This window comes from Serratia proteamaculans (genome assembly GCF_946227095.1).
GTDB lineage: Bacteria > Pseudomonadota > Gammaproteobacteria > Enterobacterales > Enterobacteriaceae > Serratia > Serratia proteamaculans_E.
Genome location: NZ_CAMISV010000013.1, coordinates 35211 through 56230, shown reverse-complemented (window position 1 = coordinate 56230; position 21020 = coordinate 35211). Strand labels below are relative to the sequence as shown.

The following is a 21020-nucleotide window of genomic DNA, read 5'->3' as shown; positions in this document are numbered from 1 at the left end:
GTTACCAAATAAGCGATTTCCATGCCATGTTTTTGTGTACTATGTCTAAAAACTTTCTTCTTGCAGGAGCAGAACGTGATGACCCTTGACGCAGAGAGCCAGGAACTCCCGACGGCAGAGGAAGCCGGAATGTCACTGAATGAACTGGCCTATCGGCGCTTTAAGCAGGCGTTGGTGACGTTAAGCTATAAACCTGGTGAATACCTCAATACTGCTCAGGTGATGAGTGAGCTGGATATGGGCAGAACGCCGATCAATCAGGCGATCCACCGGCTGGCCAATGAAGGGTTACTGCAGGTGATCCCGCGTAAAGGGGTGATGGTCTCGCCGCTGTCGATGGATGACGCACTGGAACTGATTGAAGTGCGGTTGGCCAATGAAATGCTGTGTATGCGGTTGGCGAGCAAGCGCATTACCGAATCACAAGTCGCCGCACTGACGGCCCTCAATCAACAAATCGAAGCCGCCAGCCAGCGCCGTGACCGGGTACAGATGATGACGCTGGACCACCAGTTTCACCAGCAACTGGCGCAGATCGCCGGCAATAATATGCTGGCGGACATTCTGAGCGTGCTGCACGCCAGAGCGCAGCGTTTCTGGGCCAGCACCTTGTCACGCGAAGGTCATATGCGGGAGGTTATCGAGGAGCATCGGGCGATTATCGCCGCACTGGCCGCACAGGACGACGACGCCGCGGCCAATGCGGCAGAGGCGCACATTCTGTCTTTCCGCAGTGCGCTGCTGCATGAGGGCTGATTGGAGAGAGATAATGCCGCACCAAAAACCCGGCGCCTCTAAAGCTACCGGGTTTTAAACTGTGGGTAGATAATTTTACTCTTCGAGCTCTTGGCCTTTCAACATAGCGGCACGCAAGACCGCGTTCAAACGCTTCTGGTAGCCCTTACCTGGCCTCTGCAGCCATTCCAAAATGTCAGTATCGATTCTGACCGTTTTTGATACCTTCATCGGTTTGTAGAACCGCCCCTGTAATGCCGTTCCCCATTGCTCATCGCTAAGCGCGGGGGCGTCACCATAGTCAATCCCATCATCCGGCATAACCCTCAAGGAGGCTATCTGCGCTTTTTGCTCCTCCGTCAGGGGAGGAAGCACGCTATGTTGCACATTCCTAACCGAATTTTTGCGTTTCATACTTCCCCCTTTCTCGTGCATCCGCTTTGCGGGCTGAAATGATACGGATAACCTCAATAACGTCGCCGTCAGCGGCCGCCAGAGGCCTCGATAAAGCTGCCGGTGACGTAAGAAGCAGCATCGGACAGCAGCCAGGCGATGGCTTCCGCCACCTCTTCCGGCGTGCCACCACGCTGCATCGGCAGATTGCTCTTCACCCGATCAACACGGCCCGGCTCACCGCCGCTGGCATGCATCTCGGTGTAAATACACCCCGGCCGCACCGAGTTAACGCGAATACCCTGAGCTGCCACTTCCAACGCCAGCCCGGTGGTCAGCGTGTCGACCGCCCCCTTCGAGGCAGCGTAGTCGATATACTCCCAGGGTGCCCCTAAACGAGAGGCGGCGGAAGAGACGTTGACGATAGCCCCGCCCTGCCCACCATGACGCTGCGCCATGCGCTTCACCGCTTCGCGGCAGCAAAGGAAATAGCCGGTAACGTTGGTGCTCAGCACTTTATTGATACGTTCGGCAGTCAGTTGCTCGATGCTGGTCTGCTGAAACAAAATGCCCGCATTGTTGACCAGTGCACTAATAGGGCCGAGGGTGGCATCCAGTCCGGCAAACATCGCGACCACCTGGCTTTCGTCACCGATATCAGCCCGCAACGCCAGCGCCCGGCCGCCCAGGGAGGTTATCTCTGCGACCACCTGCTGCGCCGCAGCCTCATCCTTAAGATAGTTAACGCCCACCGCGTAGCCCTGACGGGCCAGCAGCAGTGCCGTGGCGCGGCCAATACCCCGGCTGGCACCGGTGACCAATGCAACTTTAGTCATGCTGTTCCTTTCTCTGGTTAGGAAATCAGAAACGGTAGCTGGCGCTCAGGAAAGCCACCCCAGCCACCTTTTTCTCGACGATCGGGCTGTTAGCCGCATCGCCCAACAGAGTATAGATACCGACTCCGCCCTGGAAAGCGATTTCCCGCGTCAATTGATAATTCAGCGCCGTGTTGAGCATCACCTGTTTAAAACCGCTGCCTGGCCGATAAGCTTCGAAAGCGCTTTGCTGTGCCTGCTGCTGGGTAACACCAAAGTAGCCCCGCTGATAGCCGCTGTTGGCCCAGGTGGTGGTCAGATCGGCGGAGAGGCTAAGAGCATCGGTTAAGGGATACAGCGCTGCCACACCCAGATCGACATAGGCGGTATGCCCCAAATCTTCATCGCCGTAGCGACGCGCCTTGGTCGCCTGCATGCCCCTGACATAAGCGCGGAAAGGCTCAAGTTTATAGCTCAGTTCAATGCCGGCCTCAAACGCACCGTCCAAATCGCCCATACCTTTCAGCCGATTGTTGTGCCCTCTCAGCGTTTTCACTTTCTCGTCTCTTCCGCCGTCATAACCGGCTAATAAGGCGATGCCAAACGGCCCCGACAACGGCAATTGCCAACTGGCGCCCCCCAACCCAATACCGAAATCGCCCCAGGCCGCCCCATCGTAGCTGGCCTGCATATCGTACAGCGGCACGGCGCTATAGGTAGACGCCCCCTGATACAGCGGCGCTACCGCCATACCTCCGCTGAGAGTCAATGAAGCTTGCCCGCCCTCTTGTGCAGACCCCTGCAGGGGAAATATTGTCAACAGCGCCGCCACGGAATAACCCAGAGTATTTTTCAACTTGTCTGCCTTATTAAATTAAATGTTGTAGCTGCACCAGACGACGCAGCTGTTTTTTAATGCGGGGTTTTAAGCTTTTATAAAAAACCGGAGGTTCGGCATGCTGAATAAACGGCAGGGGCGATGAGAGTGAAATGACATGTTTGCCACCTTGCGTGCCGACAGGGGAAGGCAGCGTAGCCAGCACCAAAAATAAAATCGCGACAGTGCAAATAGCCACCGTTGAAAATTTATCTACTCGCATTTTTCCCCACCCAAATGATTAGTGCAGGAATTAGCTTACAAGAAACAAGTCGAAGCTCCCTTAACGCCAAATTAATGCCAGATTAAGGTTTGCTTAAGAACGGGTGAGCAAAAAGGATGACGCCGTTGTCTTCACCTGATGGTTGTAGTTATATAGCCGTCGACACATCGATATTAATCGGATGGCACGTGAACATACTGTTGGTGGAAGATGACCTGCAATTAGGCAAGGCCTTATGCCGCGCATTGGAGCTGGCGGGTTTTGAGTTGTGCTGGGTGCGGCTGGTCCATGATGCCCAAAGTAAACTCTCGCAAGCCAGCTTCGATTTAATGCTGCTGGACCTGACCCTGCCTGACGGCGATGGATTAAAAAAACTGGTCGAGTGGCGGGCCGCCGGACAAAATATCCCGATCATTGTTCTGACCGCCCGCGACCGGATTGAGAGCCTGGTCAATAGCCTGGACTCCGGCGCGGACGACTTTCTGGCCAAACCTTTCGCCTTGCCTGAGCTGATATCCCGAGTGAAGGCGGTGAACCGCCGCATGGCCGGATTTGCCTCCCAAACCTGGAGCCTGGGTAATCTGTATCTGGACCCAATGAACCACCAGGTGACGCTGGATGGTGAACTGCTGCTGTTATCGAAAAAGGAGTACCGGTTGCTACATGAACTGATGCGCTGTGCCGGCACCGTGGTGCGCAAAACCGCACTGGAGCAAAGTCTTTTCGGTCATGGCGACAGCGTGGAAAGTAACTCGCTGGAGGTACATATGCATAATTTGCGACGCAAGATAGGTAGGGAGCGAATTATTACCGTGCGTGGCATCGGTTATTTATTAAAAAAAGAGACGCTGGGATGATAAGTTTTAAATCCTTTTTTATGCGCACCATTATTTTTCAGGTATTAGCCATATTACTGCTGTGGGGCGTATTGATGGGCTGGGTAAAATATTTTTATTACCCCGATGCCGAAAAATATTTGGATAATCAGCAACGAATTGTCGCTCGCGGCATTGCCAATATTCTTGATAAGACCGATGTCAACGACCACAATTTTATTGAGGTAATTAAAGACATCGAAATAATGTATATCGATTCGATCAAAAACGGTATGCAGGATGAAATAGACTATCGCCCCTTATTTGTGGTTTACGATCATAACAATCAGATGCTTTACGCCTCGCCAGCGCAGGAAAAACCGCTGTTCCTGCCGCCTTCCGTGCTGTCCGGCACCATTAGCTATGCCAATATGAACTGGCATATCGCCGGCAGTTGGAGCGATAAACAGCAATTTAGGGTGATCGTCGGCGAATCCTTTGACAATCGCACCACTATTTTCGGCAACCCGGCGGAAAGTACCGCTATCCCACTGCTGCTAACCCTGGCGGCAACCATTGCCGCCCTGCTGATCACCGCCTATTTCAGCCTGAGACCGCTACGGCAAATCGCCAGAATGATCTCTGACCGCAAGCCTGGTACTTTGTCACCGATCAATGCAACCGAGCAATATCAAGAAATCCGGCCAATAGTGTTGGAAATCAATAAATTGATGTCACGTATCGATGCAGCCAATCAACGTGAGAAGCGCTTTATGGCTGACGCGGCGCATGAGCTACGCACGCCGATCGCTGCCGTACTGGCACAGCTGCATCTGCTGACCCAGGTGGCGGATAAAACCGAACGACAGGAAATCATTGAAGACATGCAGCAGGGGCTGGATCGCGCCGCATCACTTTCGCGCCAGCTGATTGACCTGGCCAAGCTGGAATCAGAAGACTTTCCGCTGAAGATTGAAACCGTGAATATTCACGCTGAAATCAGCAAATGCATTGCCCAGCACGTGCCCTACGCGCTGGAAAAGAACGTCGAACTTTCGCTGGATGGCAGTGAAAATGTGATGATTGATACCGATCGCCAATCACTGATTACCATCTTCACCAACCTTTTGGAAAACGCCATAAAATACGCACCGGTGAATGGGCGAATCGAAGCCAATATTCGCTCGCTGTCACCGCTGGGTTGCTACATTACCTTGCGCGACAATGGCCCTGGCATCGGCCAGGAATACCACAAACGGTTGTTCGAGCGCTTTTACCGCGTGCCGGGCACCCTGCAGATCGGCAGTGGTCTGGGGCTGGCGATAGCCAAAAACCTGGCCGATAAAATCGGCGCGCAGCTGCGGATCACCGAAGGGCTTGATGAACGCGGTATCGGGTTTGTTATCGATCTGCCTGAGAATTACCTGATGCCACCAGAAAGTTAAACCAACATGAAAGCCGCTATTTTACTGCCGCGGTATCGGCTTGATTGACTGTGACAGATCAATGGGCAAAAACGTGTTTGCCCATAAACCTGAGAACAGTTATCCGGCAATACGGATCACCGATCGCACATCGCTTTTCTTGTTCAGATCCCACACTTCGGCGATCTCGGATAAGCCGTGCTCCTGAGTTTCAACCGAGATCTGACCTGCGGCCGCCAACGCCAGGATCTCACTGGCATATCGCTGCATCTCAGCCACCGGGGGGAAATTGCCAGTACCGCTGCCCAAAATCTGCAGCTGGTTGCTGCGCAGTACCGCCGCCGGCAAGCGGATATCTGGCCCAGCCATTGAACCTACGTTGACCAGGCGAATACCGCGCCCACCGGCGTAGGATGACAGGTCGTGGTTGTTCAGTGTGGCCAGCAGCGCTTCGGTAGTCGTACCCCAGATGTAATCGACAATCACCTGATAGCCGTTCGGGCCCGCAGCGGCAGCAAAAGCCTGTACCAGTGCATCGCCTTCCAGGCTGAGGTCCACCGTAGCATCGACGTCCAGCGCATCCAATACGCTCTGCCGACGCCCAGCTGCGACAATCCGCCCCGCACCCGCCTGACGAGCAGCCGCCACCGCCAATTTGCCCGAGGTGCCTGTCGCGCCAATAATCAACACCGTTTCACCCGCCTGCAGCTCGGCGCGCCAGTGCAGCGGCAGCCAGGCGGCAAATGCCGGATTAATCAAGGCCGCTGCGGTGGCATCGTCCACGCCTTTCGGCACCGGCACGCTCCAGGAAGCGACGGTGCGCTGCGCCAGTGCACCGTGCGGCTGCCGGAAAGAGGCGAAATAAACCCGCTGACCGTCCGGTGCATAGCCAACGCCATCGGTACCGGGCACGATCGGTAACACCTTCGGGCTGGAGTAATGGGTTCCCGCCACCATGGCGCGATCCAATTGTTTGATTCCGGCGACAATCACTTCGATCAGGGTCTCCCCTTCTCTGGCTATCGGCTCATCCACATCACCGACTACGGGTGCCTGGCCTAACGCGTTAACTATTGCAGCTCTCATCATTGCTCCTAATTCCGTTGGGGATGTTGCTGTTCAGCGGCAGTAAAAAAGGGACACTGCATCATGCAGTGTCCCTTGATAGTACGCTTTGCCGAACGTGTTATTGATATTAACTCATCGGCTTTTTGTTGGAGAAATCAGAACCGCCAGCTCACAGACATATTGCCCTCTAATGAATTACTGCCCTGGCGGAACAGCTCGCTGGAAAGGCCAGCCCCGACAGAAACATCTTTATTGATCTGATACTGCACACCCGCCTGTGCCGCCAGCCCATCACGCCCAGCCAAGGTGCTTTTGCTATCAAAAGCCGAGGAGTCATAACCGACGAACTGTGCACGCTGGGTAACATGGTTGCTCAGCAGCTCATGTTGCCAGCCAAGGCGCAGGCTGGCGGATAATGCCGACGTTCCCTGGTACAGCGCTTCTACGCCCAAGGTGCTTTGCAGCGAGTCGGCATAATGGCCCTTAATCTGCATCGGTAAGGTGCCGGCACCGGACTCTTTGATCGTACGATGGGTGGTGGCGGTATAATCCAGTGCCGCTACCGGGCCAAAGCTGAATGAATCGGTTAACGCAAAATGATAGCCGCCACCCAGGGTTAATGAACCGTTCCAGGCCGTCCAGTCGCTCTTGCTGGTGCCGCTCACACCGGCAACATCAAACTGACGCTTCATATGATTATCCTCCGCGCCCACCCGGCCCAGACCATAAGCAAACGGCCCAGCCATGACGTCCTGTGCAAAGTTGAACTGCAGACCGAGATCAAATGAAGTGCTGTGCGTCCGTGCCCGATCGGCACTTTTGGCATTGACGGTTTGTCCGCCCACCGCCGCGTGGAAACCGGTGGTCAACCCTGGCACCAGCACATTACGTTTCTCTGCGCCAAACAGCACACCATAACGCGATGCGTTGTAACCGGTGATATTACCCGAACTACGCTGCCAGTTACCGCCGCCATAAGGCAGGGCAAAACTGATCCAATCTTGCTCGTCGTCGACCGGGGCCAGCGTCAGATTGCGTTCCGCTGCCGTCAACGTGCGGGTTAACTGACGTTCGCGATCGAATGAGGCCTGGATCAGGCTGTTATAGGCCGACGGCTCCAGCTGTGCCAAAGCATTGTTGACCTGCTTGCCATCAGGGGCCGAGAAGTCCAGCGCCGTCAGCAACGGACGCATATCATTACCCGCCGTCGCCGCCGTACGGGCCAACGCCAGCCCGACATTTCGCTCATTCGCGCTCTGTGCATACTGGCTGTAGGCCGATGCACCACGGCTGGCGCTGATTTGATATTCCCCGGCCGCCAACGGTGTCGCACTGAAGCTTAAGGTCGGTGACTGCGTCTGCACGCTGATCTGATCGAACTCGCCGCTGGCCTGCCCCAGTTGCAACAGGGAAGTGCTGTTCAGCTTCCAATCTGATGGGTACCAGCCTTTTACCGGCATCAGCGCCAAGGCACCGCCCAGACTGGACTTCCCGCTGATGATTACCTGGTCCCCACGGCCAAGGCTGTCAAACATCAGTTGCAAACGCCCCTGTGGTCCCTGCGAGTAATCGCCGACGATCGAAACCAGACCAAAAGGTGAACCGGTGGTGAGCAAACCGTTATTGGTAAACAGCCCGGCATCCGACAGCTCATAGCGGCTATTGCCTGCCAACTGAGCGCCCGGCTCAATATCCACGCTATACACCTGATGTGCGCCGTTGAGGGTGGTTTTTCCCCCTTCAGCCACCAGCGCAAAATTATCCTTACCGCGAATATTACCGTTATAGGTGAACTCAAAACCGCTATCCGCCACCGCGGTGACCTGCCCCAGCTCATCCGGCTGCAGACCGAAGGTTAAACGGGTGAGACGCGCCTGATTATTTTCATCCCATTGTGCATAGTCAGAGATAATGTCGCCCTGAATGTCAGCTCCACGCATCACGTTGATTGCGCCGGCCAGTGCATTATCTGACTGGTAGATGGCCGCTTTGCTGCCCTTTAGCGAGCCGGTGATATCGAAATTGGACACCAGCGGCGCTGCCCGGTATTTGGACAGGTCGAGCCCGCCCCACTGCCAGATATACGAGCCACGATATTCGGCATCATTGCCCAACATGTTGTTACCGAAATCCAAACGGGCAGCGATCCCCTCTTTGCCTAGTGCCTCCAGACTACCCCGTTGGATAATATTGTGCCGATCCCCATAGGCCACCAATAAGCCGGTGCCATAATCACCGTTGGCCTGCACCCGGGTACCCGGTGCGATGCTCAGCGTGTTGCCCGCACCGTCAATGCGAATACCGGCGGCGGCAACGCCATTGGCCAATAAGTCACCACGTTGCTCTATCCGATTGTTACTGCCATAGATGTGCAACCCGACGCCCCGCGCAACGGTATTGGCTTGGCCGCCGATATAATCGCTGCCGTCAGCATTGCGCGCGAAATACCCTTGCTGATTAACCACATCCAGACCGCTGCCATAAACCGAGCGACCAAAGAAGTTACGGCGATCGATGTCGTACCCCATGTCCTGTAACAGCGCCAATTCGGCTTCCATCATCGAGGTGTAATTGCGGTAGTTTTGGTGGCTCATCAGGCTGCGATCCAGCTCGATGTGAGACATGTAATCGTCATCCAGATCGCCGAACACATCGAGAATGCGTACCGGCACCCCCGGCATCGCGCCCTCCAGCACTTCTTTGACGTGGTTACCGGCGAAATAGCCTTGATCCTTGCGCACGTCGAAGCCGGAAGGGTCATCCGGCCCCTCACAGCCTTTGCACAAAATCGCCTGGCCCGGCTGTGCCGGGTTGCCGTTGTCGTCAAACAGATGCGATGACCAGCTCCCCTGCGTCGGGCCAAATTGGGTCACACCGCCCGCGACTCCGGCATCAGCGCTGATCCCTAATGCGTGGGCAATCTCATGAAATATCGTGACTTCCAGATCGGTTCGATGATCGGTTGGGATCTGTGCCGGCTGGGCCTGTGCTGGGGTAAAGTCCAGCTTGCCAATACGGACGATGGCATGGGCACCACTGTCCAAATCACCTGCCTCCTGGCCCTGTAATACCGCCTGAAGCTGGGTCAGGCTAAAGGTATCGTCACTGACGTTAGGGCTCATCGCGCCGGCATTCTTCTCGTCAAAGGTGCCGACGTTGATTACCCCCGGCAATTGGCCCGGCTTGGGTTTGATAATATCGGCCCAGCGTTGTGCGGCGCTGATCACCTGCGCCTTTTGCGCCTCATCCAATACCCAGGATGAGTGCTGAGGGACACCCTTATCAGTAAAATAGCCGTCATCGGTGGGGGCATAGAAATTCAGTTTAAAGACCGTTTGCCCGCTGTTATTTCGCACTTCATAACTTTCAACCGCCTGCGCGGAGCAGAAGGGTAAAGCCGCAATAATTGCGATAGCCAACCTTTTCATAGGACACTCCTTGTGAGTCAATCTTCCCTGCAAAATATTTTGCTGAGACCAATTTAACCACGCGGATTTAAACGGAATGTAAACCGGACAGCGTCTTAAACCAGATGGGAAATAAACTGCGAGGAACAGCACAGAAAATAAAATAATTAGCAATTAATCAAACATATAAGCAAGAAAACCCTTAGAGTCATGACAAAAAAAAGCAGCGCATAATGCGCTGCCTATGAATCAACTACTTGCAGAGGGGCTTATTCGTATTCGCTCATCGGCACGCAAGAGCAGAACAGGTTACGGTCGCCGTATACGTCATCCAGACGTTTCACGCTCGGCCAGTATTTGTTCTCACGCACACCGGCGATTGGGAACACCGCCAGCTCACGGGTATAAGCGTGCTGCCAGTCACTGACCAGTTCCGCCTGAATGTGCGGTGCGTTCACCAGTGGGTTGTCTTCCAGCGGCCATTCACCTTTCGCCACCCGATCAATCTCACCACGGATAGCCAGCATCGCGTCGATAAAGCGATCTAGTTCTACCTTGCTTTCCGACTCGGTAGGTTCAACCATCAGCGTACCCGCGACCGGGAACGACATGGTCGGCGCATGGAAACCGTAGTCGATCAGACGTTTGGCGATATCCATTTCGCTGATGCCGGTCTCTTCTTTCAACGGACGAATGTCGAGAATACATTCATGCGCCACGCGGTGATCGCGACCGGTATACAGCACCGGGTAAGCGTCTTTCAGACGGGTTGCGATGTAGTTGGCGTTCAGGATCGCTACCTGGCTCGCCTGCTTCAACCCTTCCGCGCCCATCATGCGGATATACATCCAGCTGATTGGCAGAATTGAGGCGCTGCCGAACGGTGCCGCAGAAACTGCGCCCTGCTGAGTGGTAACACCGTCGATCTGCACCACGCTGTGGCCTGGAACGAAAGGTGCCAAATGCGCTTTGACGCCGATTGGCCCCATGCCTGGACCGCCACCGCCGTGTGGGATACAGAAGGTTTTATGCAGGTTAAGGTGTGAGACGTCCGCACCAATGTAACCTGGGGTGGTGATGCCCACCTGAGCATTCATGTTGGCGCCGTCGAGGTACACCTGGCCACCGAACTGATGAACGATCTGGCACACTTCACGGATAGTTTCTTCGTACACGCCATGGGTCGACGGGTAAGTCACCATGATACAAGACAGCTCTTCACCCGCCTGCTCGGCCTTGACGCGCAGATCGTGCAGATCGATGTTGCCATTCTTGTCACAGGCCACCACCACCACGCTCATGCCCGCCATTTGGGCAGAGGCCGGGTTGGTACCGTGTGCGGAGCTTGGGATCAGGCAGATATGACGGCCTGCTTCGTTACGGCTTTCATGGTAATGACGGATAGCCAACAGCCCAGCGTATTCACCCTGCGCGCCGGAGTTCGGCTGCATGCAAACCGCGTCGTAGCCGGTCAATTGCACCAGCCACTGTGACAGTTGGCCGATCATCTGCTGATAGCCTGCCGCCTGTTCTGGCGGACAGAACGGGTGCAGCTCAGAGAACTCAGGCCAGGTAATCGGGATCATTTCCGCCGCGGCATTCAGCTTCATAGTGCAAGAACCAAGCGGGATCATCGCCTGGTTGAGCGCCAGATCCTTGCGTTCCAGACGGTGCATATAACGCATCATCTCGGTTTCGCTGTGGTAGCTGTTGAATACCGGGTGAGTCAGGATCGGATCCTGGCGCACCATGCCCGCCGGGATCGACTGGCTATTTTTGCTCACTGCCGCGTCCAGTGCGTCGATGTCCAGACCGTGCTCGTCACCAGCCAACAAGGCGAACAGCGTTTGCACGTCTTCACGTGAGGTAGCTTCGTCCAGCGTGATGCCCACCGCACCGTGAATATCGGTACGCAGGTTGATGCCGAAGCTCAAAGCGCGTTCCAGCACCGCGGCCTTGTCTTTCACTTCCACCGTCAGGGTGTCGAACCAGGTTTTGTGGCGCAGTTGCAGCCCGGCCTGTTGCAGCCCGGCGGCCAGAATGTCGGTCAGGCGATGGATACGCCCGGCAATACGTTGCAGGCCTTGTGGGCCATGGTACACCGCATACAGGCTGGCGATGTTGGCCAGCAGTACCTGCGAGGTACAGATATTCGAGTTGGCTTTTTCGCGACGGATATGTTGCTCACGGGTTTGCATCGCCATGCGCAGTGCAGTGTTACCGGCAGCATCGCGAGAAACACCAATGATACGACCCGGCATCGAACGTTTGAATTCGTCACGACAGGCGAAGAAGGCCGCGTGTGGACCACCGTAACCCATCGGCACGCCAAAGCGCTGTGCGGAGCCGAACACCACGTCGGCGCCCTGTTTGCCCGGTGCGGTCAGCATGACCAACGCCATAATGTCGGCAGCCACGCTGGTACCGATTTTACGGGTTTTCAGCTCGGCCAGCAGTTTGCTGTAGTCGTGCAGTTCACCGGTGGTACCGACCTGTTGCAGCAGCACGCCAAACACGCCCTGCAGTTCCAGCACTTTCTCGGCTTTATCGACGATCACTTCAAAACCGAAGGTGGCGGCACGGGTACGTACCACGTCCAGCGTTTGGGGATGCACGTCGTCAGCCACGAAGAAACGGTTAGCGTCTTTCAGCTTGCTGGCGCGTTTGGCCAGCGCCATCGCTTCCGCTGCCGCAGTCGCTTCGTCCAGCAATGAGGCCGATGCCAGATCCAAACCGGTCAGATCGAGAGTCACGGTCTGGAAGTTCAACAGCGCCTCAAGGCGGCCCTGCGACACTTCCGGCTGATAAGGGGTATAAGCGGTATACCAGCCCGGATTTTCCAGCATGTTGCGCAGGATCACCGGCGGGGTCAGCACCGCGCTGTAGCCCATACCGATATAGGATTTGTAGCGCTGATTCTGCGAGGCAATCGCCTTCAGTTCGGCCAGCGCCTGATGTTCAGTAGCCGCATCGCCCACCGGCGGCGGCGCAGGCAGTTGAATGTCTGCCGGCACAATCTGTTGGATCAGCGCGTTGAGCGAGCGTGCGCCCACCGCTTCCAGCAACTGCTGCTGTTGTTCTGCAGAAGAGCCGATATGGCGTTCGATGAACGCACCGCTGTGTTCAAGTTGGCTGAGTGTCTGAGTCATTGCTACAAATTCCTGAATGCTTACGGGGTACGGGATATAGCCTGATCTATAACTAAAACGCCCCGGCCAATGGGCCTGGGGCGTTACAACAGTTACTCGTCGATAGAAGCCTGATACGCACCGGCGTCCAGCAGGTTGCCGAGTTCGGCACTGTCGGAAGCCTTGATGCGGAACAGCCAGCCTTCGCCGTACGGGTCGCTGTTAACCAGCTCCGGAGAGCTTTCCAGCGCATCGTTGGCAGCGATGATTTCACCGCTGATAGGGGCATAGATATCGGAAGCGGCTTTCACCGACTCCGCTACCGCGCAGTCTTCGCCAGCGTTAACCGCGGTACCCACGTCAGGCAGGTCGACAAACACCATGTCGCCCAGCAGTTCCTGCGCGTGTTCGGTAATGCCTACCACGTATTCGCCGTTGCCTGCGTCACGCACCCACTCATGGGATGTTGCGTATTTCAATTCTGTTGGCACATTGCTCATCGCCAGCTACTCCTTCGAAGAAATAAAGAATCAATAAACAAAAAATTAATTAGTCAGTGGCTTACCGGCGCGCACGAATCCAGGTTTGGTGACCTTGACCGGCATTTCGCGGTTGCGGATCTGAACGATGGCCCGCTCGCCAATACCGGCGGGTACGCGGGCCAGGGCAATGCTGAAGCCCAGGGTCGGTGAGAATGAACCGCTGGTGATCACCCCTTCCTGCGTCTGACCTGCTTCATCGGTAAAACGCACCGGCAGCTCATTACGTAATACGCCTTTTTCCGTCATGATCAAGCCGACCAGTTGTTCGGTGCCCACTTCACGCTGTTTTTCCAGCGCTTCGCGGCCGATAAACTGGCGATCTTCCGGCAGCCAGGCAATGGTCCAGCCCATGTTGGCAGCCAGCGGAGAAATACCTTCATCCATCTCTTGCCCGTACAGGTTCATACCCGCTTCCAGACGCAGGGTGTCGCGTGCCCCCAGGCCGGCCGGCTTCACGCCCGCCGCCAGCAGTTTCTGCCAGAAATCGACCACCTGCTCTTTCGGCAGGGCAATTTCATAACCCGCTTCGCCGGTATAACCGGTGGTGGCAATAAACAGATCCCCGGCCTGTACGCCAAAGAACGGCTTCATGCCTTCAACCGCGCTTTTTTGTTCCGGGGTAAATAAGGTGGCGGCGCGCTCTTTGGCCTGTGGGCCCTGCACCGCAACCAGCGCCAGATCGTCACGTACCGTCAGCGCTACGCCGTACGGAGCCGCGTGTTCTTCGATCCAGGCCAGGTCTTTGTCGCGCGTGGCGGAGTTCACCACCAGGCGGAAATAGTCTTCAGTAAGGAAGTAGACGATCAGGTCGTCGATCACACCGCCAGACGCATTCAGCATGCCGGTGTACAAGGCTTTGCCAGGTTGAGTGAGCTTGGCGACGTCATTCGCCAGCAGGTAACGCAGGAACTCGCGGGTGCGGGCACCGCGCAGATCCACAATGGTCATATGGGAGACGTCGAACATACCGGCATCCTGACGCACGGCGTGGTGCTCATCGATCTGGGAGCCGTAATGCAGCGGCATCATCCAGCCATGAAAATCTACCATGCGCGCACCGCACGCCACGTGCTGGTCGTACAGTGGGGTTTGCTTTGCCATCTTTTCCCTCATTTCACTCAGAAGCTGAAGATAGGGTGCTGCTACGCAATACGTCAGATAATGGCTCGCGGCCGGATTGCGTGGCGCACTGACTGCCCAACAGAAACGCTGCGCCGAACGTGCAAAAACGGCGGCTAACCGCCGCGACGCAAACGATACCTTTGTCCTGACGTTATCACTGAACGACCCCATTAACCATAAGTTAAAATAGGCTTGGCGTCGTTCAGGGCCAGTAAAAGGCCGGGCTAGTGTGCAGAGTTTTTGACTGGAAAAATGCGCTTTAAGGCACAAAACCAACAATTAAAGCACCAAAAATCCGAAGTTATATAACAAACCCAAGGCCGGATACGGAATTTCGACTTTTGATAACCGAACATGGAATTAGAAAAACTAATGGTAAAAGCAGCCTGAAATTAGATTATTTCAAATGAAGGGTTATATAAGAAAAAGCTATGGGTATAAGACGCAGGGCTGCGCCTTTGGCTATCGATGATAATGCGGGGAAAATGAGGTAGAGAGGCCGGACGACCTCTCTCAGACAGCGATCAGGCCAGCCACTCCGGCAGGTCATTCAGGCCCATTGCCTGACGCACCAGCTTGGGTTTCACGCCCGGCAGGCTGTCGGCCAGGCGTAGCCCGACATCACGCAGCAGTTTCTTCGCCGGGTGGTTGCCATCAAACAGTTCGCGGAACCCTTGCATACTGGCCAGCATCACCGCCGCACCGTGTTTGCGACGGCGTTCGTAACGGCGCAGATACAGGTGTTGGCCTATGTCCTTGCCCTGACGTTGCAGACGGCGCAGTTCAGCGATCAGCTCTGCTGCATCCATAAAGCCCAGATTCACCCCCTGCCCGGCCAGCGGATGCACGGTATGCGCCGCATCGCCCACCAGCGCCAGACGGTGCGCGGCAAAGCTACGCGCATAACGCCCGGTCAGAGGGAAGGTCTGACGTTCACTTTCCAGGGTGCAGGCGCCGAGGCGCAGGTCAAAAGCCATCGCCAACTCACGGTTAAACTGCTCCGGCTCCAGTTGTTTCAGGCGCTCCGCCTCTTCCGGTGCCACCGACCACACGATCGAGCTTAAATGCGGATCGCTGAACGGCAGAAACGCCAGAATGCCATCGCCGTGGAACACCTGCCGCGCCGTCGCCAAATGTGGTTCTTCGGTGCGGATAGTGGCCACCAGCGCATGGTGGCGGTAATCCCAGAAGGTCAGAGGGATATCGGCATGTTGACGCAGCCAGGAATGGGCACCGTCGGCCCCAATCACCAGTCGGGCGGTCAGCATGCGGCCATCTTCCAGGGTGATAAAAGCGTCGTTCTCGCCCCAGGCCACCTGCTTGAGCGTCGCAGGCGTCATCAGTGTGACGTCGCTCAGGCTTTCCGCCCGCTTCCACAACGCCTGCTGGATCACTGAGTTTTCGATGATGTGGCCAAGATGATTAAAACCACACTCGTCACCCCGAAAGGCGATCTTGCCGAAGCTGTCGCGATCCCACACTTCCATGGCGTTATAAGCACTGGCGCGCAGGGAGAGGATCTCATCCCACACGCCAATATGCTGCAGCAGGCGCTCGCTGGCGGCGTTGATGGCGGAGACGCGCAGTGCCGGTTGTGGTGGTGGCGGCGTCATATCCGGTTGCTGGTGTTCCAGCACCGCAATGCGCAGGCCGCTGCCTTGCAAACCGCAGGCCAGAGCCAGCCCCACCATACCGCCGCCGGCGATAACCACGTCAAATGATTGCATGCTGCTTAATTTCCTTAAATGACTCGCTGTGCCATTGCCCAGCGCTTTGGGCACAGCATGCTGCGCCTGTGCCTATACACCGCTTAGCGATCCACCCAGCCTAAAGTACGTTTGGCAAAGGCGTCCCGCACCGACGGCAACTGGGCCATCGCCATCAGACCCAGATTACGCCCGACCACTAGGGGACCGTAGCGATTGGCAAACAGCCGGATCAGGCCGTCTGTCACACCAATGGTGGCCTGCTGATCTTGCTGTCGCCGCTGTTGATAACGCCCCAACAGCGCATAGCCACCGGGATCTTCTCCGGCCTGCTGCGCCTCGGCCAGCGTTTCCGCCAGCGACATCACGTCACGCAGGCCAAGATTGAACCCCTGCCCGGCGATCGGATGCAGCGTCTGTGCGGCATTGCCCACCAGTGCCAGCCGGTGGCTGACATGCTGATTGGCGGTCAGCAGGCTGAGCGGGTAGCTGTGGCGTTTGCCGGCGCGAAGAATTCGCCCCAGACGCCAGCCAAACGCCTGCTGCAATTCACTGATAAAACGCTCATCGTCCCATCCGTCGACCTGCTCGCGATCTTCACGCGCATGGCACCACACCAGTGAGCTGCGCCCCTGAGACATCGGCAGTAAAGCCAAGGGCCCGTGGCGGGTGAAGCGTTCAAAAGCGCGCCCCTGCGGATGCTCTGCGGTGGTGACGTTGGCGATGGTAGCAAACTGCGGATAGTCACTCTGTTGCCACTGCAGATTACAGGCCTGCGCCAGCGCCGAACGCGAGCCGTCCGCCGCCACCAGCAGTTGCCCGCTGATACGCTGACCGTTATCCAGCAGCACTTCAGCCTGCTCCGCCGTGCGCACCACATCGACCACCCGGGCCGGACAGTGCAACGTCACACCCGGTGCCTTGGCCAGCAGCGCAAACAACCGTTGGCCGGCATCGTGCAGCTCAATCACCTGCCCCAACGCATCGACCTGGTAATCCTGCGCGTGCAAATTAACAAACCCGGCATGGCCGCGATCGCTAACATGCACCTGGGTGATGGCCGTCGCACAGTCACGCAGCGCCGGCCAAACGCCAATGCGCGTCAACTGCTGACAGGTACCCTGCGCCAGGGCAATGGCGCGGGCGTCAAACCCCGGATGGCTGCGGTCGTCCGGTCGGGTCGCTTCGACCAGGTCAACCGCCAATCTTCCCTGAGTCAGCGAGGAAATGGCCAGCGCCAGAGTCGCGCCCGCCATACCGCCGCCAACGATGATTACGCTCATGTTGTTACCTTGCCGCTGCCATCAGTGCTTCAATGGCATCAGCGTCTTTCACTACGCTGGCCGTCAGATTCTCAATACCGGTCGCGGTGATCAGGATGTCGTCTTCAATACGAATGCCCATGCCGCGATATTCTTCCGGCACATCGGCATTCGGCGCAATGTACAGCCCCGGTTCGACGGTCAGCACCATGCCCGGCTCCAGCGTACGGTCACGATCCGGCGTACCGTAATGGCCGACATCATGCACATCCAGCCCCAGCCAGTGACCCAGGCCATGCATGTAGAACGGACGATGTGCCTGCTCGGCAATCAACTGTTCGACTTCGCCTTTCAGGATCCCCAACTCCACCATCCCGGTAATCATGATGCGTACGACTTCATCGTTGACCACGCGGATGCTGATGCCCGGTTTGAACATCTCCAGCGCCCGTTGCAACGACGCCAGCACGATGTCATACACTGCGCGTTGCGGTCGGCTGAATTTACCGTTGACTGGGAAGGTGCGGGTGATGTCGCCAGCATAGCCTTTATACTCGCAGCCGGCGTCGATCAGCACCAGGTCGCCATCGCGCAATTCACTTTCGTTCTCGGTGTAGTGCAGGATACAGGCATTGTCCCCCCCACCGACGATGGTGTTGTAGGACGGGTAGCGGGCGCCGAAGCGGGTAAACTCATGATGAATTTCCGCCTCAAGCTGATATTCAAACATGCCTGGACGGCATTTTTGCATCGCACGGGTATGGGCCAGCGCGCTGATCTCACCGGCACGGCGCATAATCACCATCTCTTCCGATGACTTGAACAGGCGCATTTCGTGCAGCCACGGACGCCAGTCGGTCAGGGTTGCCGGTGCCTGCAGGTTCTGGCGGAAGCCCTTGCGCAGCTTGTCCAGCGCAGCAAACAGGATTTGGTCGGCATAGTCGTATTGGCCCTGCGCGTGGTAGATCACGTCCAGGCCATTGAGCAACAGGGGTAATTGGTCGTTGATTTCATCGAACGGCAGCGCGCGGTCCACACCCAGCTTCGCCGGGGCGGCCTCTTGGCCCAGACGGCGGCCAAACCAGGTTTCCGCCGTCAAATCGCGCACCCGGTTGAACAACACGCTGTGGTTATGCGTCTCATCGCTCTTCACCAGAATCAATACCGCGCCCGGCTCGTTGAAGCCGGTCAGGTACCAGAAATCGCTGTTCTGACGGTAAGGATATTCGGTATCTGCACTGCGCGTTGCTTCCGGCGCAGAGAAAATAATTGCCGCGCTGGCCGGAGCCATTTTCGCCAACAGCGCCTGACGGCGGTTGTTGAATTCCTGCTGAGTCATCACCTTCTCCTGAAATCAATCTGCCTGTGCTCACGGCCTCAAGGACGTGAAATAGGGTGTTTAGTGCAAGGTCGGTTTGGCATTTTCCGGCGCCGTCGGCTTGCGGCGAGTAAATTCGGTGTGGCACAAAATGGCCGCCATCCGCACATACTCCACCACTTCCTCCAGAGAGTGCTCAAGCTCTTCCTGGTCTTCATCTTCTTCGTAACCGAGTTGGGCGATGTTGCGCAGATCGTCGATCGCCTCACCCAGTTCGTCTTTCACCTGAGCCAGTTTCGGCTGCATCATGCCAAGGCCGAGCAGGAAATGGTTCACCCAGCCGCTCAGCGCGTCGGCGCGATCAAACACGCTGACCGTTTCGCCCTCCGGCATCATCAGTTGGAACATGAAATCGTCGTCTTCCAGCGTTTCACGCGTAATTTCATGAAGTTGCTGAAGCGGCAAGCTTAGCGCCTGCGGGAAGGCCACGCCTTCATTAGTCAGATCATAGACCAGTGATTGCCAGCCGGCGTCACGGCTGCCACCGCACAACAGGCCACTGATCAGGCCGTGCATTTCTGCTGCGGTCAACGCCACCGCTTGCTGGTTAAGGGCAAGGGTCAAAGATTGGTAACTTGGAAATGTATTCTGTATAGACATGCGCATTCGTCATCGTTGGCAGGATAAGTTCGTGTTATGCTACCACCAAGGTCCGTCGCTGTGCCAGATAAGCACGACACCTCAGTGGCTAGTTATAATCGTGATGTGTCAGAATTCACACAGTACCGGCAGGGAACAAAATGAAGCTAAATACGCATTTTGAAACCCTTTTTTGACTGGTAATGTCTGTCGCGGTAGATTACAACCAGGTACTGAAAAAGGGGTTGTATCTTGGTACCGAGGTATATATAGTGGCGCCCGCTTTGGTGGCCCGGTAAGGGTAGACTGGGGCTGGCGCGAAATTTAGGCAGGAAGGTGGCATGTCTGCACAACCGGTAGATATTCAAATTTTTGGTCGCTCTTTAAGAGTCAATTGCCCGCCAGAACAACAAGATGCGTTGAACATGGCAGCGGTCGATCTTAACGAACGGTTGCAAGATCTTAAAGTTCGCACTAGAGTCACAAATACTGAGCAGCTCGTTTTCATCGCAGCATTGAATGTTTGTCACGAACTTGCTCAAGAACGGTTGAAAACCCGTGATTATGCGTCCAATATGGAACAACGCATTCGCATGCTACAACAGACCATTGAACAGGCTTTGCTTGAACAGGGTCGCATCTCTGAACGTCAGGATGCACAATTCGAATAACTTAAGTTGCTGAAATCCAAGGTTTCGGCAATGAGTAAAAAATTTCTCTGAGATGTTCGCCAGCGGGCCAGTCCCCTGAGCCGATAATTAGTACCAACAGAATGTGATGATCCGCGATCGGTGTGCATGCTCGGCCCGCCGAGAAGCCTTAAGATTGCGACAGCACGTTCACCTTGAACCATGGGTTCAAGGGTTACAGCCTGCGACGGCATCTCGGAGATTCCCCTTCCTCAGCGGTAAGTGTGCTGACTATGTCTTTTCAAGCCCAGTATGCCCAACAGCGGCAAAGCATCCGAAACCAAATCCGTCAGCTTCGACGCGCCCTAACACCCGAACAACAAAATAATTTCGCCCTGCAGACAGCTGAACGCATCGCTGCGCATCCGCGTATCCAGGCGGCACAAAGCATTGCGGTGTTTTTGTCGTTCGATGGCGAGCTCGATACCCGTCCGCTGATTGAACGGTTATTGCAGCAAGGCAAACAGGTTTATCTGCCGGTGTTGCACCCGTTTAGCCCCGGCAATCTGCTGTTCCTGCGCTACACCCCGGAAACGCCGCTGGTTAACAACCGCTTCAATATCCTTGAGCCACAGCTCGATGTTCGCAACGTCTTGCCGGTCGGCTCGCTCGACGTGGTGCTGACGCCACTGGTGGCGTTTGACAGTACGGGTCAGCGTTTGGGGATGGGTGGAGGTTTTTACGATCGCACTCTGCAAAATTGGCAACATGTCGGCCCCTACCCGATCGGGTTGGCACATGACTGCCAGCAGGTGGAACAACTGCCGGTGGAACATTGGGATATTCCGCTGCCGGAGATCGTTACCCCATCGCAGAATTGGGTATGGCGGATGGCCGAATAGCAAAAGGCCGGATAA

At 56.2% G+C, this 21020-nt stretch carries 18 protein-coding genes and 1 other RNA gene; 6 read left to right on the top strand and 13 right to left on the bottom strand.

Features of this window, described 5'->3' with window-relative positions; translation table 11 throughout:
- Positions 1-78 precede the first annotated feature (78 nt).
- Entirely contained in the window at positions 79-756 is a 678-nt protein-coding gene (locus OC597_RS21645; RefSeq protein ID WP_261462627.1) for a GntR family transcriptional regulator, read from the top strand.
- 75 nt (positions 757-831) lie between these two features.
- Here OC597_RS21645 and OC597_RS21640 read toward each other — a convergent pair whose 3' ends face one another.
- From OC597_RS21640 to OC597_RS21625, 4 genes are all read right to left on the bottom strand, one after another.
- A complete protein-coding gene (locus tag OC597_RS21640; protein ID WP_262210434.1) occupies positions 832-1149 on the bottom strand; it encodes a BrnA antitoxin family protein in 318 nt (105 codons plus the stop codon).
- A 68-nt stretch (positions 1150-1217) separates the two neighbouring features.
- Positions 1218-1964, bottom strand: coding sequence for an SDR family oxidoreductase (locus OC597_RS21635; protein ID WP_262210433.1), 747 nt, complete (start codon positions 1962-1964; stop codon positions 1218-1220).
- A 25-nt stretch (positions 1965-1989) separates the two neighbouring features.
- Positions 1990-2799, bottom strand: a complete 810-nt coding sequence (locus OC597_RS21630) for a MipA/OmpV family protein (protein ID WP_261425292.1) — start codon at positions 2797-2799, stop codon at positions 1990-1992.
- A 13-nt stretch (positions 2800-2812) separates the two neighbouring features.
- Entirely contained in the window at positions 2813-3043 is a 231-nt protein-coding gene (locus tag OC597_RS21625; protein ID WP_261425293.1) for a hypothetical protein, read from the bottom strand.
- 188 nt (positions 3044-3231) lie between these two features.
- Here OC597_RS21625 and OC597_RS21620 point away from each other — a divergent pair, with 188 nt between their 5' ends.
- The gene (locus tag OC597_RS21620; protein WP_085118723.1) at positions 3232-3900 is read left to right on the top strand and encodes a response regulator; all 669 of its coding nucleotides are present in this window, start codon (positions 3232-3234) and stop codon (positions 3898-3900) included.
- Positions 3897-5303: a sensor histidine kinase gene (locus OC597_RS21615; RefSeq protein WP_261425294.1), complete on the top strand. Its 1407-nt coding sequence runs from the start codon at positions 3897-3899 to the stop codon at positions 5301-5303. The genes OC597_RS21620 and OC597_RS21615 overlap by 4 nt, the downstream gene beginning before the upstream one ends.
- Positions 5304-5402: 99 nt before the next feature.
- Here the strand turns inward: OC597_RS21615 and OC597_RS21610 are convergent, their stop codons facing one another.
- From OC597_RS21610 to OC597_RS21570, 9 genes are all read right to left on the bottom strand, one after another.
- Entirely contained in the window at positions 5403-6368 is a 966-nt protein-coding gene (locus OC597_RS21610; RefSeq protein ID WP_262210432.1) for a quinone oxidoreductase family protein, read from the bottom strand.
- Between the two features lie 137 nt (positions 6369-6505).
- On the bottom strand, positions 6506-9778 hold the full coding sequence (locus OC597_RS21605; RefSeq protein ID WP_262210431.1) for an autotransporter outer membrane beta-barrel domain-containing protein: 3273 nt from the start codon (positions 9776-9778) through the stop codon (positions 6506-6508).
- 248 nt (positions 9779-10026) lie between these two features.
- A complete protein-coding gene (gene gcvP / locus OC597_RS21600; RefSeq protein ID WP_261258703.1) occupies positions 10027-12906 on the bottom strand; it encodes an aminomethyl-transferring glycine dehydrogenase in 2880 nt (959 codons plus the stop codon).
- 92 nt (positions 12907-12998) lie between these two features.
- Positions 12999-13385 (bottom strand): glycine cleavage system protein GcvH, encoded by a 387-nt coding sequence (gene gcvH / locus OC597_RS21595; protein WP_085118731.1) that lies wholly within the window; start codon positions 13383-13385, stop codon positions 12999-13001.
- A 45-nt stretch (positions 13386-13430) separates the two neighbouring features.
- Entirely contained in the window at positions 13431-14528 is a 1098-nt protein-coding gene (gcvT, locus tag OC597_RS21590) for a glycine cleavage system aminomethyltransferase GcvT (protein ID WP_262210430.1), read from the bottom strand.
- A 545-nt stretch (positions 14529-15073) separates the two neighbouring features.
- Entirely contained in the window at positions 15074-16276 is a 1203-nt protein-coding gene (ubiI, locus tag OC597_RS21585) for an FAD-dependent 2-octaprenylphenol hydroxylase (protein ID WP_262210429.1), read from the bottom strand.
- A gap of 83 nt (positions 16277-16359) precedes the next feature.
- Complete coding sequence (gene ubiH / locus OC597_RS21580) at positions 16360-17538, bottom strand: 2-octaprenyl-6-methoxyphenyl hydroxylase (protein WP_207979445.1); 1179 nt, start codon at positions 17536-17538, stop codon at positions 16360-16362.
- A gap of 4 nt (positions 17539-17542) precedes the next feature.
- Entirely contained in the window at positions 17543-18856 is a 1314-nt protein-coding gene (gene pepP / locus OC597_RS21575; RefSeq protein ID WP_085118737.1) for a Xaa-Pro aminopeptidase, read from the bottom strand.
- Positions 18857-18916: 60 nt separating this feature from the next.
- A complete protein-coding gene (locus tag OC597_RS21570) occupies positions 18917-19495 on the bottom strand; it encodes a YecA/YgfB family protein (protein ID WP_099065323.1) in 579 nt (192 codons plus the stop codon).
- Positions 19496-19815: 320 nt separating this feature from the next.
- Between OC597_RS21570 and zapA the strand changes: the two genes are divergently transcribed.
- The 3 genes from zapA to OC597_RS21555 all read left to right on the top strand — a co-directional run bounded on the left by zapA (position 19816) and on the right by OC597_RS21555 (position 21005).
- On the top strand, positions 19816-20145 hold the full coding sequence (gene zapA, locus OC597_RS21565) for a cell division protein ZapA (RefSeq protein WP_012146623.1): 330 nt from the start codon (positions 19816-19818) through the stop codon (positions 20143-20145).
- A 41-nt stretch (positions 20146-20186) separates the two neighbouring features.
- A non-coding RNA gene (ssrS, locus tag OC597_RS21560) (6S RNA) lies at positions 20187-20369 on the top strand.
- Between the two features lie 27 nt (positions 20370-20396).
- Positions 20397-21005 (top strand): 5-formyltetrahydrofolate cyclo-ligase, encoded by a 609-nt coding sequence (locus OC597_RS21555; RefSeq protein WP_262210428.1) that lies wholly within the window; start codon positions 20397-20399, stop codon positions 21003-21005.
- Positions 21006-21020: the final 15 nt, after the last annotated feature.

Bases quoted from the DNA above. Each gene is read 5' to 3' on its own strand.
- zapA (WP_012146623.1), top strand. From the start codon at position 19,816: ATGTCTGCACAACCGGTAGATATTCAAATTTTTGGTCGCTCTTTAAGA.
- pepP (WP_085118737.1), bottom strand. From the start codon at position 18,856: ATGACTCAGCAGGAATTCAACAACCGCCGTCAGGCGCTGTTGGCGAAA.
- gcvT (WP_262210430.1), bottom strand. From the start codon at position 14,528: ATGGCAAAGCAAACCCCACTGTACGACCAGCACGTGGCGTGCGGTGCG.
- OC597_RS21555 (WP_262210428.1), top strand. From the start codon at position 20,397: ATGTCTTTTCAAGCCCAGTATGCCCAACAGCGGCAAAGCATCCGAAAC.
- gcvP (WP_261258703.1), bottom strand. From the start codon at position 12,906: ATGACTCAGACACTCAGCCAACTTGAACACAGCGGTGCGTTCATCGAA.
- OC597_RS21615 (WP_261425294.1), top strand. From the start codon at position 3,897: ATGATAAGTTTTAAATCCTTTTTTATGCGCACCATTATTTTTCAGGTA.
- ubiI (WP_262210429.1), bottom strand. From the start codon at position 16,276: ATGCAATCATTTGACGTGGTTATCGCCGGCGGCGGTATGGTGGGGCTG.
- OC597_RS21610 (WP_262210432.1), bottom strand. From the start codon at position 6,368: ATGAGAGCTGCAATAGTTAACGCGTTAGGCCAGGCACCCGTAGTCGGT.
- gcvH (WP_085118731.1), bottom strand. From the start codon at position 13,385: ATGAGCAATGTGCCAACAGAATTGAAATACGCAACATCCCATGAGTGG.
- OC597_RS21640 (WP_262210434.1), bottom strand. From the start codon at position 1,149: ATGAAACGCAAAAATTCGGTTAGGAATGTGCAACATAGCGTGCTTCCT.
- OC597_RS21635 (WP_262210433.1), bottom strand. From the start codon at position 1,964: ATGACTAAAGTTGCATTGGTCACCGGTGCCAGCCGGGGTATTGGCCGC.
- OC597_RS21625 (WP_261425293.1), bottom strand. From the start codon at position 3,043: ATGCGAGTAGATAAATTTTCAACGGTGGCTATTTGCACTGTCGCGATT.
- ubiH (WP_207979445.1), bottom strand. From the start codon at position 17,538: ATGAGCGTAATCATCGTTGGCGGCGGTATGGCGGGCGCGACTCTGGCG.
- OC597_RS21605 (WP_262210431.1), bottom strand. From the start codon at position 9,778: ATGAAAAGGTTGGCTATCGCAATTATTGCGGCTTTACCCTTCTGCTCC.
- OC597_RS21645 (WP_261462627.1), top strand. From the start codon at position 79: ATGACCCTTGACGCAGAGAGCCAGGAACTCCCGACGGCAGAGGAAGCC.
- OC597_RS21570 (WP_099065323.1), bottom strand. From the start codon at position 19,495: ATGTCTATACAGAATACATTTCCAAGTTACCAATCTTTGACCCTTGCC.